Annotated in this window: 20 protein-coding genes; 2 read left to right on the plus strand and 18 right to left on the minus strand. The window is 60.4% G+C overall.

The window, feature by feature from the left end:
* Positions 1-107 precede the first annotated feature (107 nt).
* Genes K3767_RS11420 through K3767_RS11430 form a run of 3 tightly spaced genes read right to left on the minus strand, consistent with a single transcriptional unit; the run spans position 108 to position 5151 of the window.
* On the minus strand, positions 108-1508 hold the full coding sequence (locus K3767_RS11420; RefSeq protein ID WP_221173724.1) for a hypothetical protein: 1401 nt from the start codon (positions 1506-1508) through the stop codon (positions 108-110).
* Positions 1509-1554: 46 nt separating this feature from the next.
* The gene (locus tag K3767_RS11425) at positions 1555-4191 is read right to left on the minus strand and encodes a helicase C-terminal domain-containing protein (protein WP_221173725.1); all 2637 of its coding nucleotides are present in this window, start codon (positions 4189-4191) and stop codon (positions 1555-1557) included.
* Between the two features lie 18 nt (positions 4192-4209).
* Positions 4210-5151, minus strand: coding sequence for a hypothetical protein (locus tag K3767_RS11430; RefSeq protein ID WP_221173726.1), 942 nt, complete (start codon positions 5149-5151; stop codon positions 4210-4212).
* A 316-nt stretch (positions 5152-5467) separates the two neighbouring features.
* Between K3767_RS11430 and K3767_RS11435 the strand changes: the two genes are divergently transcribed.
* Entirely contained in the window at positions 5468-6214 is a 747-nt protein-coding gene (locus tag K3767_RS11435; protein ID WP_221173727.1) for a hypothetical protein, read from the plus strand.
* A gap of 6 nt (positions 6215-6220) precedes the next feature.
* Here K3767_RS11435 and K3767_RS11440 read toward each other — a convergent pair whose 3' ends face one another.
* The 11 genes from K3767_RS11440 to K3767_RS11490 all read right to left on the minus strand — a co-directional run bounded on the left by K3767_RS11440 (position 6221) and on the right by K3767_RS11490 (position 17160).
* Positions 6221-6802, minus strand: a complete 582-nt coding sequence (locus K3767_RS11440; protein WP_221173728.1) for an S-adenosylmethionine decarboxylase — start codon at positions 6800-6802, stop codon at positions 6221-6223.
* 35 nt (positions 6803-6837) lie between these two features.
* Positions 6838-7656 carry a hypothetical protein gene (locus K3767_RS11445; RefSeq protein WP_221173729.1) on the minus strand — a complete coding sequence of 273 codons (819 nt, stop codon included), beginning with the start codon at positions 7654-7656 and terminating at the stop codon, positions 6838-6840.
* A 50-nt stretch (positions 7657-7706) separates the two neighbouring features.
* Positions 7707-8762 (minus strand): spermidine synthase, encoded by a 1056-nt coding sequence (locus tag K3767_RS11450; RefSeq protein ID WP_221173730.1) that lies wholly within the window; start codon positions 8760-8762, stop codon positions 7707-7709.
* A gap of 17 nt (positions 8763-8779) precedes the next feature.
* Entirely contained in the window at positions 8780-9895 is a 1116-nt protein-coding gene (locus tag K3767_RS11455; protein WP_221173731.1) for a hypothetical protein, read from the minus strand.
* Positions 9895-10458 carry a hypothetical protein gene (locus K3767_RS11460; RefSeq protein ID WP_221173732.1) on the minus strand — a complete coding sequence of 188 codons (564 nt, stop codon included), beginning with the start codon at positions 10456-10458 and terminating at the stop codon, positions 9895-9897. The genes K3767_RS11455 and K3767_RS11460 overlap by 1 nt, the downstream gene beginning before the upstream one ends.
* A gap of 45 nt (positions 10459-10503) precedes the next feature.
* On the minus strand, positions 10504-10968 hold the full coding sequence (locus K3767_RS11465; protein WP_221173733.1) for a hypothetical protein: 465 nt from the start codon (positions 10966-10968) through the stop codon (positions 10504-10506).
* A gap of 102 nt (positions 10969-11070) precedes the next feature.
* Positions 11071-11817 carry a hypothetical protein gene (locus tag K3767_RS11470; protein ID WP_221173734.1) on the minus strand — a complete coding sequence of 249 codons (747 nt, stop codon included), beginning with the start codon at positions 11815-11817 and terminating at the stop codon, positions 11071-11073.
* Positions 11818-12415: 598 nt separating this feature from the next.
* Complete coding sequence (locus K3767_RS11475; RefSeq protein WP_221173735.1) at positions 12416-13225, minus strand: hypothetical protein; 810 nt, start codon at positions 13223-13225, stop codon at positions 12416-12418.
* A 118-nt stretch (positions 13226-13343) separates the two neighbouring features.
* The gene (locus tag K3767_RS11480; RefSeq protein ID WP_221173736.1) at positions 13344-14321 is read right to left on the minus strand and encodes a hypothetical protein; all 978 of its coding nucleotides are present in this window, start codon (positions 14319-14321) and stop codon (positions 13344-13346) included.
* A gap of 9 nt (positions 14322-14330) precedes the next feature.
* On the minus strand, positions 14331-15944 hold the full coding sequence (locus K3767_RS11485) for a GspE/PulE family protein (protein WP_221173737.1): 1614 nt from the start codon (positions 15942-15944) through the stop codon (positions 14331-14333).
* A gap of 46 nt (positions 15945-15990) precedes the next feature.
* The gene (locus K3767_RS11490; RefSeq protein WP_221173738.1) at positions 15991-17160 is read right to left on the minus strand and encodes a hypothetical protein; all 1170 of its coding nucleotides are present in this window, start codon (positions 17158-17160) and stop codon (positions 15991-15993) included.
* 217 nt (positions 17161-17377) lie between these two features.
* On the opposite strand from K3767_RS11490, the gene K3767_RS11495 reads away from it, so the two are divergent.
* Positions 17378-18013, plus strand: a complete 636-nt coding sequence (locus tag K3767_RS11495) for a hypothetical protein (protein WP_221173739.1) — start codon at positions 17378-17380, stop codon at positions 18011-18013.
* Between the two features lie 140 nt (positions 18014-18153).
* Here the strand turns inward: K3767_RS11495 and K3767_RS11500 are convergent, their stop codons facing one another.
* The 4 genes from K3767_RS11500 to K3767_RS11515 form a co-directional block, all read right to left on the minus strand.
* The gene (locus K3767_RS11500; protein WP_221173740.1) at positions 18154-18711 is read right to left on the minus strand and encodes a hypothetical protein; all 558 of its coding nucleotides are present in this window, start codon (positions 18709-18711) and stop codon (positions 18154-18156) included.
* A gap of 73 nt (positions 18712-18784) precedes the next feature.
* Positions 18785-19453, minus strand: coding sequence for a hypothetical protein (locus tag K3767_RS11505; protein ID WP_221173741.1), 669 nt, complete (start codon positions 19451-19453; stop codon positions 18785-18787).
* Positions 19446-20615, minus strand: a complete 1170-nt coding sequence (locus K3767_RS11510) for a conjugative transposon protein TraM (protein ID WP_221173742.1) — start codon at positions 20613-20615, stop codon at positions 19446-19448. The genes K3767_RS11505 and K3767_RS11510 overlap by 8 nt, the downstream gene beginning before the upstream one ends.
* On the minus strand, positions 20612-20851 hold the full coding sequence (locus tag K3767_RS11515; RefSeq protein WP_221173743.1) for a hypothetical protein: 240 nt from the start codon (positions 20849-20851) through the stop codon (positions 20612-20614). The genes K3767_RS11510 and K3767_RS11515 overlap by 4 nt, the downstream gene beginning before the upstream one ends.
* Between the last annotated feature and the right edge of the window lie 2 nt (positions 20852-20853).

Consider the following 20853-nt stretch of genomic DNA (forward strand, 5'->3'; position numbering starts at 1 on the left):
ACTCTTCCCGTACCGAGGAGGCATAATCCTTAAAGAGACTTAGCTGTTCCCCCCACGCTTCCATGGCCGTCCACCCCTTCATTTTTAGTTCCCTCTCGCTTTTCCCCTCACTCCTTTTTCCTAGTGTCGTCGGAACCCCTTTCAGTTTCCTCGGTTCGCTTTTTCAGATTCGCCACCACCGCTCGCGCGGCCTCGACCAGAGAACGGTGCGGTTCGGTGTTCACCCAGCGAATTGCCTTCTCGGGATCGCTCAGGCTCGCCCGACACCGTTCGTAAGCCTCCCGCAAGACCCGCGCTCCTCCACTTTCATCGGTCCACACAATTCCGAATCGCCCCTGCAACCCGTTCCACACGAAGTAACCCGCAGGTTCGAAAAACCCGTCGTCCTTTCGCACGGCCAGCTCGAACACCCCGGCGGTCAAACCGCCGACAAGCGCGTTGCCACCGCCGAATCGGGGATCCCGCCCGAAGGCCTCAAGGGTCATGAGAACAAGCCCCACCTGTTCGGGGAGAGCGCCCACCACGCGCAACATCCCGTAGAAAGGCATCCCGGGCGGGAGAAACCGACGACTGATGATGTTCGGGGAGAGCGCCCCGTACAGCACCTTGAGAGCGCCTTTGAGCGACGGATCCACCTCCTTCTCAACCTCGGAAAGCTTCCTGCCCCAGCCGCGCTCGATCAGCTCGCGCACCTCGGGCTCGATACCCTCCCAGAGTTGAGGCATTTGCCTCAACAGGTCGGTCACCACCCCGCGCAGAATGGCTCCGTTTTTCGTGACCGGGGACGCTCCACCCTCCTCGTCTCCAAAGGTGAGATCCTCAAAGTCCACAACCTGCTCGATGCTTCGCAGGGCGGGAGGAGCGCTGATGTACCCTTCCACGGCCCGAACCGTCGCCCTCATCCATCCGGCGGCACCATCACTCAGCAACACCCGCCGCACTCCCTCCCATGACTCTTGATCCGGTTCCAGCGCCAGCACCCGGGTCTCCTGAAGATACGGAAGCACCTGCGTCCGCACCCGGGAAGCCACCATGGCGTAGCGCTCCCGACCCGTTCCGCCTCCCCAGAGGTCAAGGAAGAGGTCCCGTCCCGCATCGAAGTCACCGACGCAAGTGTTCACAACAGCGGAATCCCTCCTGGAATTGCTTCCCCTTTTCCCGTCATTTTTTCTCGCATCGCCATCCTTGGCCTCAAGCGGCACCCCTCCCTGGAAAAGCACCTTCGCCACGAAAAAACCCCGCCGTTCCCGCGGAAGCGCATTCCACACCAGCTCCCCCGCCAGATCGCGAAACCGCCCGCGGAAGGTGCCCGGAGAAATGGTGGGCGCCAGAATCACCCTGCTCTCTCCCTCATGCCCTTCGTCCTGCACCACCACCGGCAGGTAGTAGATCAGAGTCTCCTTTTTCTCCCTCTCGGAAGCACCCTCCCGGGGAGGCCGGTAGTTCATGGCCGGCGTCTGGAGGAAGAAAAACCCGCTTATCTCGACATCCATCCTTTGCTCGGACATACGCCACCTCCTTCCCTTTTGTTTTTCCGACACCGGGCGCATTTCCCTAAAGGGACGAAAACTCCTCGGGAATGCGCCCGTCCTCGTCAAGGGAAAGCGGACGCCCGCCCAAAGTGAGGAAAAGCAGGGTCCGCCTGACGCCCTTGAGCGATGAGGAATGCACCCGATCGTCCAAAATGGACACCACGCCCCGATCCTCAGCCCTGCGGCGCAAACGCCCGATGCCCTGCCTCAGGGTGAAAAACATTCGCTCGCCCTGAAGCTGAAAGAGCGCGCCTCTCATCTTTTCGAAAGTCCTTTCAGGATCCATACGGTATGCTCCTGTGCGGGCAAGCCAGCTCTCCACCGCCAGGAAGAAGGGGTCGTACGGGAAGAGGTACGGCAACCGGGTCACCACCACGCCCTGAAGCGCGCGGCCGGGCACATCGAGCCCCTGCCATGCCCAGGATGTCGCGAGCAACAATCCGTTGCCCGCCTCCACGAAGCGGTCCTTCACCTGCCGGTGAGAAAGCCGCGGGCCGCAGAGATCGAGCTCCCCTTGATCGTTAAATGCGTAAAGCTTGCCGCCGCGGCCCACCGCGAGCACCGTGCGCTCGCCGTCGGGCGTACGCACACGCAACACTTCGTCGCCCGGTTCCACCGGGGGAAGCAGGCGCAGAAGCTCCCGCAAAACCTTTTCCAGAAAGGCGTAGGAGGTGAAGAGCACCAGCACGCCCCCGAGCGGCCTTCCGTCCACCCGCACGCGCAAAAGGCTCTCCACATGACCGGCCACCCGCCGCGCCATCTCCTCCTCACATTGCTCCTTTTCCTGGGGAGAAAGGCCGGGATCACTTACAAACGACCAGTCAAAGACGCCTTTCTCGGAAACGGGTGGCAGAAACACTCCGACCTTGCGATCGTACGCCCAGGGCGAGAGAACCGCGATCCCCTGAGCGACGAGGTCGTACTTGGCGCTTCGCAGGAGCCGGGGCAAAGCCATGGTCCGGCTGAGATACCGCGCTTTGTTCGCGGCCCCGTTGCCGTCGTAAACTACAATGTTCGCTCCCTCTTCGCCTCTCTTTCTGCGGCGAGAACGCCTGCGCCGCGCAAGAACACCCTGCTCATCGCTTTTTCCGGCCTCTTCGTATTTTTTCACGAATTCGCGGGACGGTTGCTCATAGAGGGTGGCGGAAATGAGCAAGAACTTGGGCTTGACTCCGTGCTGGACGGCCCGATCGAGGAAGCGTTGCAAGCGGTTGGCGTAGCGCGACCGACAGATGCTCGGCGCCGCATAAATAGGGGAGAAAGAGGCGTAAGGCGGCGTCTCGGTATCGCCAGCGAACGCCGACAACGCCAAAAAGTCCTGCGATCCTAAAAGCTTGGCCCGCTCATAAACCTGCCAGAGATTGACGAGCATGTTCCAGCGTTCCAGCATGTCGTGAAGCAGGTAAAACATCTCCTGCGCATCATCGTCGTCGCCCGGGGAGGTAACGGCCAGCATGCCGGCCACGGAAAGATCCCCTCTGGATGCGAACAGAAAGTGCAGGTGCGCCATGAGGAGCTTCCAGAGCTCAATGAGCTTCTCCCGGAGCACGCCTTCGAGGTTTCGCAAACGGGGCTCAGCGAAGGATCCCCGGGCGATGTCCCCTCCCTCGATGAGAACGAGTCTCGTGTCCGGCGTCATGTCGAGGTACTCGCGCCCGAGCCTTTGCACCTCGTCAAGCATCTGGCGCAACTGCTCAAAGCGGTCCGAATGAAGAACAGGCGCTATCCCGCGCGCCACCCAGACCGCCCCCTCGGGTTTGCCCTTGCGGAGCACCCGGTCCACGACCTTCCGCAACACGCCCAGCAACCGCACCGTCTCCGCTAGGGAAATGCTCCCCCCTTCAAGAGTGAAGAACACCTCCGGGAGGAGATGCGCCTCATCCAGGACGATGAACGGATGCGCCGAAGCCAAGAAGGGGTTGCGACTTCTCTCGGGCGCCTGCCCAAGGGAGAAAAGCGAATAATGATTGGTCACCACCACTCTGTAGAACTTGTCCCTGAGCTGTCCCCTGAGCGGAGAATCCTGCGCGGCCTCGCGTGCGCGCCGGTAGAACTCGAAGTGTCCGCCGCTTTTATCGCCCTTCACGGAGGCCGGCGCACACACGGCCGCGGCGGGAATCATACCCCGCACGCGGTCGCGTTCCTCCTCCGGAACGCCGTGCGCTTCGAGCACCGCTTCGAGAGTGAGATCGAACACCCCCCAGGTTTTGAACTTCACCCTGCGGTCATCGACGGTAACTTCCACCCCCTCCTCGCTGGCTTTGATCCACAGGTCGTAGGGCGGAAAGAGCTCCCGGGCTTCCTCGCTAAGGGCCTCATAGAACCGCACAAGGCGTATCGGCGAAATGTAGTTGGTCTGCCCGTAAAGGAGTACCGGATCGCCAAAGACGGCCGCGGCTTTTTTGCGGTCTTCCCCGGTAAGGTGTTCGTGCGGAAATCTGCGCATTTCCTCCACGATCTGAGCCTGAAGCACCCGGGTCGGTGCGGAAACGATGATGCGGTCCGCCTTCCCCATGCGATAAAGCTCCCATCCCACGGCAAGGTAGGCGCGGGTTTTGCCCGTGCCCGTGCCCGCTTCTACCATGGCGAAGTTCCAGTTGGGTTGACGGGTGAGTTCCTCAACAAGCCGCTTCTGCAACGGGTAAAGGTTGACAAACATCGCACCACCTCCTAATGCTCACTTGCGTTTCGGCGGAATGTCCTTGCCCCTTTCTTCAAGTTGAAGGCACTTCACCGCGGCGTACATGCGGAAGCGCTCGCCCAGCACGGCACCGTTCGGCAGGTAGCAAAGCTCGCTCCGCGCCCCGTACCAGTACGGGGGAAGCCAGCCCGCCGCATTAACCACGCTACGGGGCTGACCCCATTCCTTTCGCCAGAGACGCACCGGGTAAGGACGCAACACATAACCGTCTTCCCCCAGCGGCCACCTCGGGGGATGTTCCAGGGGCAGGGCAAGCACATCGAGGAATGCGCCGTAGCCGAGGCGAGTGAGCTTCCCCAGCGCGCCGACCTCATAGTAGAGAAGGTCCTCAAAGTCCGCGAGCAACTCCTCGTCCGAGCGCCCAAAGCGTCTCTTCAGGCCCACCACGAACTCGAGTCGCGACACGAACACTCGGTAAGGCACCACAAAGCAAAAATCGCGGTTGACCCCCGACTGCTTGTTCCAGAAGATGTCGGCCCTCACTCCCCGCGACACCTCTTTAAGAGCCTCCTCCCGCGCCGCGCGGGGCAACACTATGCCCTTCAAAATGACCTCGCTCAGGTTGGGAGAGGTCAGAACCGCTCCCACCAGCGCCCCGCCCGTCTCCTCCACAACCTCAAGCGCCCGTCCCCTGGAGAGCGCCGGGAGAAAGGCGCCGGTTCCCGTCCCCTCTTTCACCGCCGCGTCCGCAACGGACGCGGCCACCGGCGAGGAAGCCAGGGGGATGCCGTTGACATCCGTCGCGATGGGGCTCGCCTCAAGCAATTGCTCGAGGTCAAACGAACCGGTTTCTTCGTCGTGAAATCGCCGCGCTACCGCCCAGAGCACAGGGGCATCCAGAGTGATAAAAGGATAATTCAGCAGGGGCGGCACCTTGAACTCAAGCACCACTCGCGCCCAAAGCACCCCTCTTTTCATCGCGCCTCCTGAACGCCGTTCTTCCGCAAACCAGTATAGGACAAGGGACCCAAGCGCCCCAACCCCGGCAAACCCTTGTCCCCCAAAGGAAAGCGGGGATGTCTTGCACGATCCGGTGGCGGACCTTTTCCGAAAAACAAAAAGGGCCCCCGCCAAGCCTAGGGCGCTACTTTGGAAGACAAAATACTGAAAGGATAAAAACATGGGGGGACGCATCATGAAGCAAACGGCCAAATATCGGCGTTGGGCGGAGAAAGCAATGGGAAACTCCGTATTAACGGACCTAGTGGAACAGGAGCATTTCGCGAAGCTCAAAATGAGGAAGCAACACCGACGCACGGGCATCGGAGCGGCAGGCCCCAGGGTGGTGGTGGATCTTGAACCGGTTGACTTCCAACCCGTTCCCGAGGAAGAGGAACGGGAACGGAGAGAGGTGCTCGACCTGGTCGCTTTTCCTCTGGCGAGGGCGACTTTCGAAACCGGCCTCGACGAGCATCCCCTCCGCTTGCGGGGCGGGCGTTTCTATCGGGTGCGAGTTTACTTGGTAAATGAGAAGGGGGAGCGCCGACCTTTGGTCACCAAAACCATACACATTCCGGGCTCTCCGCAGGAGATCCTTGCGGGGTTCGTAGGGCTCCGCCTTAAGGACGGAAAGCCGGTACTCTACCTCGGGTTCGATAAGGGTTCTCCCCTGGCGCGGGCCGTCGCCGTGCAACTCTCTGACAAGGAGCGCGGAGCCATTCTTCGGATCCTACCCGACATTCCGCCGCTTGCTCCGAGCGAGGCACGCGCCCTTAAAAACGGCGAGGAGGCTCAGACGGAAACAGCGGAAGCGGGAGCGGAAGTGCGGGAAGCGCACCGCAATACTCTTGGCGTCTCTGGGGAAGCGATTCCCGGCACAATTGAAGAAACTGCTGCCGGGGAAGAAACGCTTAAAAGCGAGGGGACTGAACCGGAGTGGACGCCTAGATCGGACCCCGAAAAGGAAATGCGGACACAACAAAACAGCGCTCCAGAAGAAAATCGCCCCGCAACGCGCTACACGCTCTCTCTAGCGCTTTAATCCGCTTCAATCCTCCACCCAAGCGCGAGCCTCGAGCTCGTAATGACCCTCTCCGAAAAGGGTGGAGAGCACCCGTTCCATGAGCTCGCGCTCGATCTTCCGGCAGGAAGACACCTCAAGCCGGAGGAGTCCTCTTTCCGGCCAAGTGCTCGCATTGATGTGACTCTCCATCAGGATGAGCGAGGCCGAGGCCGCAAGGTATCCCTCCTTCACAGGGAAGGTAACCACGCGCAGGGTTTCGGGAAAAGGGGTAAGCCCCAGCGCCCTGGCTATACGCAAAAGCGCATTCCCCACCTGCCAAGGGTCCATCTCCGCCGGACGGTAACGCACATTGATGAGAAAGGTCACCCCGCGGTAGGGTACGCTTTCCATGGCGGAACGCTCGTGCAACTCTCTCTCTCCGAAAAGGTCGACCTCCTCGGCCACGCGCATGGCGACCTCCACGGGATTGCTCCCCGCGCCGGAAGTCTCCCCGCCGGCATTGTCCGCATAGGTATCCTCAAAGAGATCCTCAAACTCGCCACGACGACCCCTCGAGGCATTCCCCGGTTCTCGCCGGTCCCGACGAGCCGCCGTTTCTTTCGCCATCTCGCACCCTCCCGGTCAAAAAGGTTTGGGCCTTGTTAATCAAAGTAAAGCGCGGTTCCCCTTTCCCTCGAAAGAGAAATCGTGTCCAAGCGGAAGAGCCCCGAGTCGAGCACGCGTCTTACCACCCCCAGCGTGACGGCGTTCAACCCGAGACCGACAGCCTTTTCCCAAGCCTCCTCACCGGAAAGATGCACATCCACCTGCTCGCGCTCACCGCGCTCGCCACGAGCCCGCACGAACCGCTTCTCCTCCTTGCGGTACACCTTGCGCTCCACAAGCGTCCCGTTCCAAGAAAAGGTCCAGCCGCAAAGCACATAGGCGGACCAGTCCCGATCATCCTCCCGCCCGCTTCCGCCTTCCCCGCGAAGAAGCACATAAACCCTCTTTTCACCGGCCATCACATCCACACCAAGCCCAAGCCCCCTCACCGCGGCGATGAGAACCTCATCCTCCGCCCGGCGCTCCTTCCCGGAAGACGGGACACCGCCTGAGATCTGGCGCAAGGCCCGTATTGCGTCCGCGGCGAGCAGAGCCATCACTTCCTCCTCATCCATCCCCAGAAAAGCCTCAAGCATTTCTCCGAAAAACTCCACATCTTCGCGCGAACTTTTGGTGAAAAAGCCCGCATAGAAGCGTGAAGGGTCGGTGAAGCCCCCGGGCGTTTCGAGCACCGAGAAGGTGGCCTGCGAGAAGTTGCTTATCACCGAAAACGGCTCGTCCGAGCCGAACTCCCGCACCATGCGCGGCAGGCTGTAGTCCACCCATTCCTCAAGAACCCCGTCCACCATGACCGGGTATATCTCCGCATTCCAGAACCGTAACTGATCCACCAAGAACTCGTCTCCCCGAGCCACTCTCTCACCTCCCCGGTTTTAACTTCGTTCGCCGCCAACCGCGCTTTTCACTATCCATTACCGGCCGTCCCGGAGGCGAACGGCCGCTCCTGCAAAGCTACGGAGCACCCAACCCCGAACCTGCCGGGCTCGCTCACGGCCATTCTGCGCACCCTAAGGTCGTATCCCACGACGCCCCAGATGGGGATGCGCGCAAGCTCCTCATCAGGCAAAGTGGGAAGTTCGTCGGCGAGAAAGGCGGTAAGCGCCGCAAAACGCGCGCCCTCCCTTACGAAGGTCCCGGTCGGTTCGGCCGCAAAAACAAACCGTTCGCCGGTCTCCGATGCGTAAATGATTCCCACATCGCCCATGCTCGGCATGGGAAGCCTCAAGGGTAAAAGAAGGCCGAACCCCGCCTCCTGCAGGGTGAGCATGACCTTCCGGAAGACATTGGGTGAGTGCCAGACCGAAGTGGCCTGCACGCTCACTATGCCACCCGGCGCCAGACGCGCCCGCACCATCCGGTAGTGCTCGACGGTGAAGAGCCGGTTCACCTGATCGGAGGGTTCCAGGCTCGGGTCCGGGTAGTCGAGCACAATGAGATCGAATCTCTCTCCCTTGGAAGCGAGGTAAGCGTGGGCATCGCCCACCTCAACCCTCACTAGGGGATGTCGCAGGCTTTCTCCGTTCAGGGCACGCATAACCGGGTGCGTGCTTGCGAAAAAGAGCATATACTCGGATATGTCCACCAAGGTGATCCCCGCAAGCGAAATCATTCCCCTGCGCTCGAGCTCGAGCAGGGTTCGAACACCGAGGCCGTCTCCGCCCCCGCAAACGAGCACCTGAAGCGGACGGTCCTTCGGCTTTGCCCGAACGGGGCCCTCACCCTGAACCGGCTCCAGCAGAGCGGGTAAACCGAAAAGCGCTTCATGGTAGCGACGCTCATCCAGCGTGGAAAACTGCAACCCGCCGTTTATGGTCAGGTAGAGATTCCCGTCCGCTCCTCTAAAGAACACATACTCCCCAAGGGGGTCCCGCCAGTAAGCTAGCACCTCCTCAGGGGCATTCCCCCTGAAAGAAGCGACCGTTCCGCTGAGAATTTCTCTTACCTCGGGAATGAGGGGCATGCCTTTCTCCTCCGCGCTTACTCATAACTCACATCCCAATAGATAGCCCAGCGAGCATTCAGCGCATCGTACACCCCTATGCGGCTCTTCGGTAACACCAAGCCGGCCACGGGATAGTTTGGTTGCGGACGAGGTGGGGGGCACCCTACAGGATTTCCGTTCGCGTCAGCCAAGGGCACAAAGGTGATGGCGTTGCCGAACCCGTCCACCCGGTAGGCGGTTCCAAGTCCCAGGGCACTAAGCACCCTTTGCATCTCGATCGCTTGGTCGACCGTACAGTAGTTCGGGGAAACCTCCCAAGCGGCGAGGGAAGTGTGGTTCAGGCACCCGCACCCGGATGCAGTATCCTCAACGCCGGAACAGAGCCGGGTCGGATTGAGGGAGACCACCTTCCACACCCAGGGCACGACCGCATCATCCCACGACCCGAGCCCTCCGGGAGGGTCGTTTGCGGAAGTGGCCGCGGTGCCGCACACATTGGCGAGCTCCGCATTGCGCCGCAGGCGCACGAAGGACTGGAGAGCTCTTCCCCATTCGGTGAGCTTTGACCGCGAAAGCGCTAGGAAGTGACGCACCACATCGTCATAGGTGAAAATCACATGAAACCCACCCGAGGCCCACACCTCAAGGGTGGGTATCCGTCCGTAGTAGGGAGCGAGGTAGGGTGTGCCTCGCTGATGGCCGTTCGTGACCGCATAGGTCATCAGGCGTCCGAACCCGTCGTAACAGCGCACCTGGAAGTCAGGAGGGGAACCCCGCACCTCGCATCCCACGGCGGCAAGAGCATTTAAAGCGTCCGCATCGAAGGTGTGGAAGACCAGCACCGTACCCGAGGATCCGGTCACCTCTGGAGTAAGGGCGAGCACCGAACAGGTGGGGTCTCCCGCCTCGCCCCATCCGTAGCAATTGTCTTCGGCGTACTTCTGGTTCGCGAACATCACCGAGCGGACCGCCTCGCCGATGGCCTTGATGCGCTCCTGCGTAATTCGGAACCGGCGGTTCCGCTCCTGCGTGTCCACGGCGAGCTTGACGATCGGCACAAGCGCGGCAAGAAAAAACATTGCGAGCATGATCTCGTAGACCGAAAACCCCAGTCTGCGTTGCTTCTCGTCCTCCGCGCACCGTACCTTCATCACCTGGTCACCACCCCGTCGACCGCGCAGGGGTCGGCGCCAGTATTGCCGGGTCGCACATAACGCAATCCGGTCCAGTCCGCCTGCGCCACCTGCGTGCGGATCCAGTACCGTCCCACCAAAGGAAGCTGACTCACATTAGTGAGCGCAGACGGAGCAAGCGCCCCTCCCTGCGTGAACACCTCGGAAAGGGAACCGGAAGCGTTGGGCAGAAACGCCCAGTAAAGAGGACTCGAAAGCGAGAAACCCCGCGCCGAAGAACAAAAGGCATCAGTCGGGTACGGGCAGAAGGTGCGTCCGGTGGCATAGCATTCCTGACACTTGATCACCAACGCCCGTAACATCTCGCAGACCCTGATCAGAGTGCGTTCCGCCTCCTCCACTACGATGGGACGGCTCTCCGCGGGCATCGGAATCGGCGTTTCCCTGCGAAAGGCCTCCGCCGCAAGATGCGCCTTGAGCGGGTACCACCGCTGGGACACCGCGAACACGGTGAGGAGCATGGCGCCCACGAGGAGAAGCAAGACGGTTACAACGAACCCCTTCTCGCGGCGTCTGCGCATTTCGTGTTGCCACTCCCTCTCACCGCCCATAACCGCATGCGGTGTTTACCGGCAAGGACGGTCGTTTAACTGGCAAACAAGGCTCGTTCCGCTCTGGAAGACCGCGTCGCAGGGACGCTGAAACTCCGCGGCAAGCGCCGTGCGAGCCTTGGCGCTGGTGATGGGCGGTGTGGTAATCACCATGGTGTTCGCCGCACACTGGTATTGCCACCCTTTGTTGATCACATCCTGCGGCACATAAGCCTCATTCACATTCCATCCCCAACCGTTGCCCGCAGGGTACGCATAGTTGGACTGGTAGTAGTTCTCGAGACCCGCCATAATGGCGGAGAACTCCGAGCTGATGGTGCTTTTGATCTTCCACGCCTGCACCCGGGGCCACACCACATTGAAAATAATCGCCACAAACGAAGCCACGAGAAAGATCCACACCAGAATGTCGAACACGCTAAACCCGCAACAACGCTTTCGTCCACGCTTTCGTCCGTCCCTGCACTTTGCGGTCAGCATAGGTCACACCTCCCCGAGGAATCGTTTTTTTCTCCGGGAGTTGAAACTTAGCCTTCCTCGGGGATGGCTTTTCGAGAAGCCAAACAGTTCGGTCAGGACATCTCAGGCCGGCAAAGGTGTTGCGGAAACGGAAACCTTCCTGCGTTTAGATGCACGGGTGCGGCGATGTGCGGTTTTGCGCAGGCAGACATCCGCGACCACGCTGTCCGCAAAGCGTTCGGCGATAAGCGAAGTAATGCGCTCGGCTTCCTCGGGAGACGCGTCTCTGGCGGAGGCAATGGTCCGCAGGAGCCAGTCCCGGGAGATGTACTTGCTTAGAAAAGGTATCCGATCGCAGAGATCAGCAATGAGGTAGTCGCTCGCAAGACGCGAAAATTCGTCCGAAAAGTCAAGGCGGTCATTCGAAAGCCGCCCCCACTCCCAAAGATACACCACTTTTCGACCCTGCCCGTTGCGAAACCAGAGAATCTCCTCCACCATGGGGAGCAACGCCTCGCATAGACGCCGCTCATAAAGAGAACGGGTTTTCTCGGTAAGGGTGCCTTTCATCACCTTTTGCTGAAGCCCCCAGGCCGCGCTCCGGAAAGCCCCTTTCCCGGCGTCGAAAGTGCGATAAGCATCCCGTACCGCCTCGAGGTAAACGCGGAAAAAGAGCCTTTGCTCGGGTCTCGGGGGTCCCTCCGCATGAGCTCGACGCTCCTCCCAGGAAAGTTTTTCGACCTGTTCCTCCGAATACCGATCCGTGAGTCGATAAAGCCCGAGAATGCGACCGAAGAAACGAAGCAATTGTTCGGTGCGATTGGGACCGGACACCTGCAAAAGAACGGCGGGGTGCGCGCTGGTGTGCATAGACTCCCTCCCTTCGGTGGTATTTTTCGGGGAATAGAACCTCCCCGATGCTTCCCACGGCTATCTTTTTGCAGGGGTCGGATAAGGGAGGTCGCGTATGCCCGAACCCGAGGGTTACCTCGAGCTGGGTACGGTTTACGGGATTGCGGTCGCCGGAGAGGTGTGGGCCCTCATGCGCGGGGCGGCTTCCTTCGAAGCAATTACGCGCTCCATGGTCTGGAAGTACCTCATGCTCTTCCGAGAAATGATGCGCCACCACCCTTACCCCGTGTACCGAATAGTCATACGCACGGATGCTTCCCCCCGGCTCGAAGTGCGAGGTGACGGTCAAGCGGTGGTGTACCTGCCGGAAAAACCAAGCATGCATCACTCCGGCTCGACGGCGGGAACGATAGAGAGAGTGCGCCCCCTCTTTCACGAACTGGGGCACCTCACGCAATACATCCTCCTCGCCCCTCCTGACGAAAAGAGCGCTTGGCTTTTTGAGGAAAGTTCTCTCAGGGCCTCCTTCAAGGTCCTTGCCGGCATTCATCGGGAGCGTCACCCGTCGCATCGGTTGCAAACGCCTCCCACCGAACACCGGGCACACCCAAAACCGTCAGAACCGCATTCCGATGCGCACACCGACGGCTTCCTCACGACTCTTCGGTTGCCAGATCTCCACGGGCATGCCGCCGACGAAAACGGTTTCTCCGTCCGAAGCGCTCCACTCGCGCGCCCGCCAGAAAACCGACGCCTCGAAAAACCCCACCTTCCAGAAAAGCTCCGCACCCCAGCACCGGGGACCATCCGGTTCGAGGTCGGCGTTCCCTGAACCGGGCGCGACCTCTGAAAGCCTCGCTTCGAGGTCGGTATCCCCTTCCCCGTAAAAGACCTCGAAACCCAGCCGCCCGAGCGAAAAAGCACGCCCCACCACGCGGAAACCTGCGAGCAAGGTGCGCGTGATCCACACTTCCTCATATCCCCCCGGTTCGTCCGAAAGATCGCGGCGCCAACGCTCGAACTCCGCTCCGATGAAAGCCGCAAGTCGCATTGCTCCGAGATTCACGCCACGCTCGAGGGAAACTCGGATGCGCCAGCCGCTGTGATCTCCCGTGCCGGAAACAGGTTGTCCGCTCCAGTATTGTCCGTCGTAGTCGCTTTGTCCGGCATAAGCTTCCCCTCTGAGGTTCAGTCCCAACCCGAAAGGCAACCCTGTCACCAAATCGGCATAAACGCCTCCGCGCAGGCTCCGTTCGTCCACATCGCCACCTCCCTCCTCCCACCGGACATAGCTCCCGTAAACACCCACGCCGAACTCGGAAGCATACGCCGTCTGACTCCAAGCGAATGCGAGGGAGAGAAGAGCAAAAAGGATCGAGCAGGCGATCAAATGATGGAAACCCGAGACCGGCTTCTCGCTTCGCATATCCCCCTCCCCTCTCGCGTCCCGAAGGACGCATCGTTTTCTCCATACTAGAAGAAGGAAATCCTGTCAAGGCGTCCTTGAGGACGCCCTAGTGCCTCCTCGTGCATTCCTTTTCCGGCTAAAAGAGCTGAAAGAACCGCGTCATGAGGAATGCAAGCGGCGCGAGAGCTACAGCCAGACACACCGCCACCCCGATGTAAGCGAAGAGCGGAGCCACTTCGGCCATGGTGCGGCTCTTCATGAGAGATCGTTCGCGGTAAACCTCCTGGAGGTAGCGCCATCCCCGGGAGTCTTCCCCGCGGGAGAGGTAATCCCGCAGGATGAGAGCCTCAGAGACTCCGAGCAATTCGTAAAAGGAGGAAAGGGCCTGGCCAATGGCCTGGAACCGGGCCTCCTCGGCCACCGTCTCGAGGATCTCTCGCATACGCCCCTTCTCCTCCGCGGCGAGCAGAGTGAAGATTTCCTGATAAGAAGCGTTGCTTTCGGCGAGGGAAGCCACCAGCGAGGCAATCCGATACACCGCGAAGTCCAGAGCGCCGACCTTTCTGAAAAGTCCCCAGAGAGAAATCCCGAGCAAAGCGCCCGAAACGCCGAGCAACAGGAGGAAGAAGACCGGCGTGGAAGCGCTGAGCCTCAGGTAGAGGTCCACATACCAGGGCCGTCCGGTTTCGTAAAACCCCAGAATCACCTCGCGCACCTGACCGGCCATGAAAACCGCCGCCCCGGCCGCGAAAACCATCAGGGTGAAGGGCATGACCAGCGTCGGTATGAGACCGGACACAATGCGCTTTCTTTCCCGCAGATCGCTCAAAAACCGTTCCACCATTTCCGCGGTGAGAGCGTTACGCTCCTCAATCACCTTGAGGGGACGGTAGACCTTTTCCGAGAGAAACCCCGCATAATAAAAGGCGTCGCAAAGGGTGTGCCCTCCCCCAATCAAAACAGCCACCTGCGAAAGCATTTCCGCGAGACGCCGCTTGCCCCGACGGTAGGCCATTTCGGTGGCCTCCTCGAGCACGCGCGCCCCGCGTCGGGTCTTGAGCGCCGAGACCATCAGCTCGAGGGCTATTTCCTCATAGCGGGCGCGGTTCAGCATGACGGCGGCTTAAAGGAGGACCGCAAAGGCACTCCCGAGGTCTATCTCCCCGGCCTCAAGTTTTTTCAAGGCCACATCCACAAAAGAACGGGCGCAGGCCGCTCTGCGCAAAAGGTGTTCCTCGAACTTGAGGGCGCTTGTGGTCTCGAGCACCAGCTCGCGCTCCTCCTTCTGAAATTCGAGGTACTCATAGATCACCGTGCGCCCGGCGAACCCGGCGCTCATCACCCGCCCCGTTTCGGGATGAACAATTCGACACTCCGCGCACCCCTCCCGGTTGGGGAAAGCGAGGGCCCTGCCTTCGAGGTCGCGCAGGCGCTCCCTGTCCATGAAACGCAGGTGGTCTACAAAAACGAGGTCCTCCGCGGTCACCTTGCGCTCCACGGCGCAGTTCGGACAAACTCGCTTTAAAAGCCGCTGATTCAGAACAAGAATGATGCCGTTCGCTAGGTCCTCGGGAGCGAGCCGATACTGGCGGATGAGAAGGTTCGGAACCGTCACCACCCGAGAGGCATGAAGCGTGGTGAGCACAAGGTGTCCGGTCTCAACCGCGTAAAGCATGGCTTCGGTGAGCTCGGGATGCTTTCGCCACTCACCGACGAAGATCACATCCGGATCCTGCCGCATGAACTCCCGCACATAGTCGAGGAAGTCCACCCGAACGAACTCGTTTTCCTTGCGGAACTCGAACACCTGGTGCTGAACGGCGTTCTCCACCTGGTACTCCACCGGGTCCTCCACGGTGAGCACCTTGCGCGTGGAGGGAACAAGAGCGAGCAAAGTGTTCAATGTGCGACTTTTACCAGAACCCGTGGCCCCGGATACGATCACGAATCCCTCGCGCCGTCCGATCGCCCTGAGGAGCACCTCCACATCTTCCGGCATGAAGCCCAAAGCCTCGATCGACTCGGGCCCTTTCACGCGCGAGGTCTCCCGGTAGAGGATGCGGATGACCAGGTTCTGGTATCCGTCCACCAGAGATGGAGTGAAGGCAAGGCGCAGGTCGAGCCCGAGATCGGAAAGCACAATGCGAGCGTCCTGCGTGAGACGCCACTCCTCCACATTCAGGTTGGGAGTGTCCTTTTGAGCCATGTTCTTTACGACTTGTTGCAGGACACGCCCCTCGGCAAGGCTCAGGGTTTCCGCCTTGACCATATCGCCGAGAATCCGGTAGCGAAGCTCCACTCCGTAATCGCGCACTTCGAAGTGGATATCCGTGGCCCCCATGGCGAGGGCCGCCTTCACAATGCGAATGAAACGACCGACATACCCTTCCTTCTCTTCGCCGCCTCCCGCGAAAAAGTAGTACGGCACAATGTAGATCTCCGCTCCCGGGAAAACGCGTCTGGCGTCATCGGCCATTTCCGGGTCGAAGATCCCCACCGCTCCGTCCGAAAACCGCACATACCAGTACGACCGTTCGGCCACGATACCGCTTTTGCGCAAAGGAATCCCGCTTCGCCGACTGATGTACTCGGCCACCTCGGCGTAATCCGTCACCTTCTCCACCCGCACCAGCACCTCGAGCGGGGGCGCACCGATGCGAGCGGCTTCCTCCACCACGCGGTCGTAGTCGAGCCCTTTTTCCTCGGAAAACTCCCTCAGGAGCATCGCAAGGCTCATGCGCACCCTCCTTTGTCCTTTGCTCCCGACGCCCCGTCTTCCTTCGTCACTCCTGAACGACGGACCCCGCACCCGCAACCGCGGCTGTCGCGGCCACGGTATTTTCCCTGGGAGCCGCTTCAGGCAACGCCAGCACGGCTTTGATCCGCTCCTCTTTGCCGTTCGGAAACCGCACCGTAAACCCACCGCGGTCGACCGCAACGACGCGTCCTTCGCCGTAAGGCGCCCCTTCAAAGATGAACGATCCGTCGTCGAGCACCAATGTCACCTGACCGGCGTCTTCCAGAATGCCCCGTATCACCACCGCCGAAGGCACGCGGTAATGGTGGTTCTCCTCCTTGGTCTTCTTCTGTTTTTTCCCCTTCTCTTTGTCGCCCACATTGACACCAATGTGGACACGCCCCTCCGCCTCAGAAGAGACCCTTCCCCGCACTTCCTCACGCAACCTGCGCCGCTCCTCGGCAAGCTTCTCCGCCACTATGCGGTCCACAGCCCGCTCAAGCACCCTGCGCAAGTCCTCGGAGAGAAAGGGATTGGCCCGAAGCAACCTTTCGGCCTCGCTGACTTCCGGTTGTCTTGCCGATGCGAATGCCGATGCGGATGCGGAAGCGCTAGAGGAAGAAGCACGCCTTCCCCCTTTTTCCCGAAAGGCAACCCCCGCATGCGAAAGCGGAACCTCTCCTCCCCTTCCCCGCGGAACGATCCCCGAGGAAGCTGATGGACGAAGGGATGTCTTAGTCCCGTTCCCCGTCGTCGCGGAAACGCTTTGCGCGGACCGATGCGTTATAAGAGACGATGTTTTGGTTTCGGAAGGGAAGCGGACTTTTGCGGAAGAACCAGAAGGCGCCGGAAGAGGCGTATGCTCCCGGGCAAATTGAGAAGTCGCAGGAGCATGCGTCAGGGTGCGCATTGCCTGCGGGACATTGCTCTTTTCGGAGCCACCCGCTAAAAAGGCGTAAAACGCCCCCCCAACAACGGAAAGCCCCATGATCCCGGCGAAAAGACCGAGCACCAGCTTTTTTCCACCCGGGAAGGCATCGAGCACTCCAAGAAGGCCCCCGAAACCGGCTTTCTTCGCGGGAGCGGAATGAGTCTCTTCGACTTCGCCTTCTTCATCGTAAAGTCCCTCATCGGCCTCTTCCGTCTCCTCTTCCTCCTCCGCAACCTCTCTGAGGAGCTGTTCCTGTTCCACATCCATGAGTTTTTTTTCGCTCATGTCCCCTACCCTCCTCTTGAGAATTCGCAATGCACCTCCTTCCTTCTGGCAAACTAGCCCGTCCACAGGAGACATTTTTCCGCGTGATGCGCTTCCGAAACGACTTAAGCGTCAATCCTTTGTATCGCAAGGCGTTTGCGGTCTTGGTGCGCGGGTGACCGTTCCGCTACAATAAGCACGGACGAACACGAAAAACAAAAAGACGGAGGTGATGGCCATGAGAAAAGCGAGCATGTGGAGAGTATGGGGAATGGCCCTGGTTGTGATGCTTGCGGCCGCCGGGTGCGTGTCCGTCGGCGTCGGGCGCACCGGTACCAAGGGAGAGATTACGACCGCCAGCCGCGGTTTGCCGGGTGCGCCCGCGCCGGATTGGCTCCCTGGGGTGCTGAATGTGGCCTTTAGCGTGAGAGGCCCCGGGGAGTACTGGATTGAGGGGCGTTTGCGGACCGATTGCCACCCGCTTTGCCGGATCATGGTGGGACCCTTCAACAGAGACCTGCAAACATTTGTAGAGCGCTACCGCAGGGCGGGGGTTGCGATAAAAGCCGGACCTTACAAACGCACCGGCAATCCCCGCTTCATCGAGGCGACCTTTCAATGGAAGGTGCCCCCCGATCTGATCAAGCGCAAGGACGGCGTACTCCATGTGGAGCTGTTTCAGGTGTGCCCCTTCGACATCTGCGCCGTAAAAGTGCCCGGGGAAGTGGTGGAGTCCTCCACTAGGGGCTATGTGCCGGCCGGAGACCCCTCGGTGGTGATTTTTCGTAAAAAGACCCCCATGGGCTTCGATTTCAAACCCAAAGGGACACACCCCGACGGCATCGTGAACTGGAAGCTCATCGAGGAGCTTTAGTCCTATCGATAAGTTTTAGGGCAAAACTTATCGATAAGAGTTTGCTTAAAACTTATCGATAAGACACGCAGAGGGCAAAGGCCGGGCTGATCGGCCCGGCCTTTGCCTGTTTCCCGCTTCCGCAAACGAGTGAAGCAGAATCAGTACGAAGGAGAGGAACCGGTCCGGACGATAACATGTTCGCCGGGAATGTCGTAGCTCTGAAACTGCGTTCTGGCTTCGCAAACCTCGCGCACCCGCTCGGTTACCATGCGTCCGTTTTCGTAGACCCGCGTGAGCACCTTGCGACAGGCGCCTACGCCGCGTCTCGCGCCGGTAGAAGTGTTCGCACCGGCAGGCGACAGAATGTCCTCGGCCACCTGTCCGACGGCGGCTCCGATGAAAGCGGCCAATCCCTTTTCAAAGTCGCTCGCATCTTTTTTGGTAAGCATCGCCCCAGCGGCCGCGCCCACGGCCGGTCCGATGTGGGCCTGCTTGATCTTGTTGAACAGCTCCTCAAAGGTCATGGCCGAAGCCGGTTTGGCGCCGCCCACGGCAGTCCCCACCGCGAGCATCGCCCCGGTGAGAGCCGCAATCACGCCGCGCCTCACCCGCCGCAAAGCTTCCCTGCGAGCCTCATCGGGTGCCTTCCCCTCCCTTTGCATCCGCTCCGCCTCCCTCTCCACCACCCCGTTAAAGGAGATTCTCCCGATGAACATATCGCCCTCCTTTTCCCGCTTTTTTGCTGGAAAGTAGCCTGCCCCTTCCCCTCTCCCCGTAGAAATCCCAGACCTACCCCCCACTACCCACCTGCCTCAGCTCGACAATGCGCAATCCCCACGGGTTCTCCTCGGTGCGCTCGGTTTTGCGTATGCGGAAGACGAAAGCGCGTACGCTACGGGCCACGCCGACCGGACTGCGCTCGCTCCACGCAAGCCGTGCCAAAATGAGAAAGTCCCCGGTTTTCTGATCCTTGGTCACCTCAACGGGCGGCACCACTTCAGCCGCAATCACCACACGCCGCCGCACCATCTCCCGGGCGAGACCCGCCTGAAGTCCCCGCAGAAAAACATTCAGGTACTTCCGATCGAAAAACGGCGCAATCCGCATCGCATACTGTCGCCAACCCTCCTGCGTCAGAAACTCGTCATAGGAAACCGAAAAAGCCCTCTCCACCGCCTCGCGCACGAAAGCCTTAATCTCCGTCTGATACACCCGATCGCGATAGCTCGCCACCGGAATGGGGAACCCCGACGGTGAAAGCGCGAAAAGTTGCGGCTTGCGTTCAAGCGTCCAGAGACGCACCAGCCCGACCGCGCCGACCATCCCGAGCACCAGAAAGGCCACCCCCACCACCGCCAGCGCCAAGTAAGCACGCCTGAGCGACCGCTCGAGCGAACGCACCACATCGGGTATCACCGCTTCGGGCCCCCTCAGGTCCACATTCTTCCGCTTAGCCATTGCCGTTCTCCTCAAGCATGATCCTCACCGGCAACCCCTCATCCACTTCCACCACATAAGCGGGCTTCTTGCTCAGCTCCCTCTCAGGCAACCCCGAAACCACATCGAAGAAAGTCGCCCCCCCTTCTTTCAAGGCCTCCTTCAGACGATCCTCGGACTTCTGCTTAACCGTAACCGAACCCCACTCATAGCCGGTCACCGTTTCGGTGTCCTCCCGGCTCGCCCGAAGCCCGGCGGAGAATGCTCTCTCCAAAGCCCTCACCAGAAAAAGCGCCCGGTCGTACCGTTTCACCCGCGAGGCGATCCCCTCGACGCCGTCCACTCCGTAGACCCTTCCTCGTACGGGAATAACTTTGCCCGAAGGCGTGATCAACCGTGTGAGGCGCACAATGGCCCTCATCCGTGCGGGATTGACCGTGGCTTCACCGACCACCACGCTTCCCACGGGTACGCCGGCACAGTTGTTCGGCTCGATCACTCTGAAACGAAGAAGGCTCTTCTGTCCCTGTATGACCAGAGCATTTTGCATTACCTCGCCCCCGAAAAGACAGTACGGTCTGAACCGCATTCGCCTGCCGCCGGAGACGATACGCCCGGAACCCCCGCTCGCAATGCGCCTCACGGGAACACCGCTGGAAGCGCTCTTTTCCTTTGTGTTTTCCTTTGGAAACGGCATTTGCACGGCAAACCCGCCGAAAAGAACCGGCTTGCGCCATTCGACGCGTTGTCCCCGCTCCCAGTACATCCGCCACCAAAACGCCCGCTCCGCCTGCGCCAACCGCTCCGCGGGACTCATTATCGTCTCTTCTTTCGCCGCTCCCTCCCGGATCGGTATGAGCAATGCCTGCGTCGCTTTCTCCGCTTTCTTAGTGCCCTCCCCTCCCCCGCGCTTGGCGGTCTCCTTCTCGCCCGCTTGAAGCAGGTTGAGCAACACTCCTTCCTTCTTGAGGAGCTCCTTCTCCCTCCTTTGTGCCTCGGCAAGCGCAGGACTTTCCGTGTGCGGATTGGGCGCACCCCCCGGCACATCCACCCGCCGGGGCATCGCCACACGCGCTTCACGCCCCCCATGCAGAAGAAGCGCGAGTACCGCAAGCATTACGCACACCACCAAGCCAATCACCCCGAAAAGCGCAATCTCTCTTTTAAAACGGCCGAGACTCATGGTCCGTCCTCCGAATGCTTCTCCTTCGAGCCTTTCTCCGAGGTTAGCGCTTCATCTTTCCCCCGCATCGCAACCCGAGCCCGCTCGCTAACCAGCGTGGTCCCGAGCACCAAGTCCTGATCGTCGAAAAATGCCACTCCACCTGCGGTGCGTTCAATTACCTGTATGATTTCCTTGACTCGATACATTTCCCTAGCGTAGCGTCTGCGCGACATCCCGCGTAGCCTGCCCGCCATCG

It is taken from the genome of Thermosulfurimonas sp. F29 (assembly GCF_019688735.1).
GTDB lineage: Bacteria > Desulfobacterota > Thermodesulfobacteria > Thermodesulfobacteriales > Thermodesulfobacteriaceae > Thermosulfurimonas_A.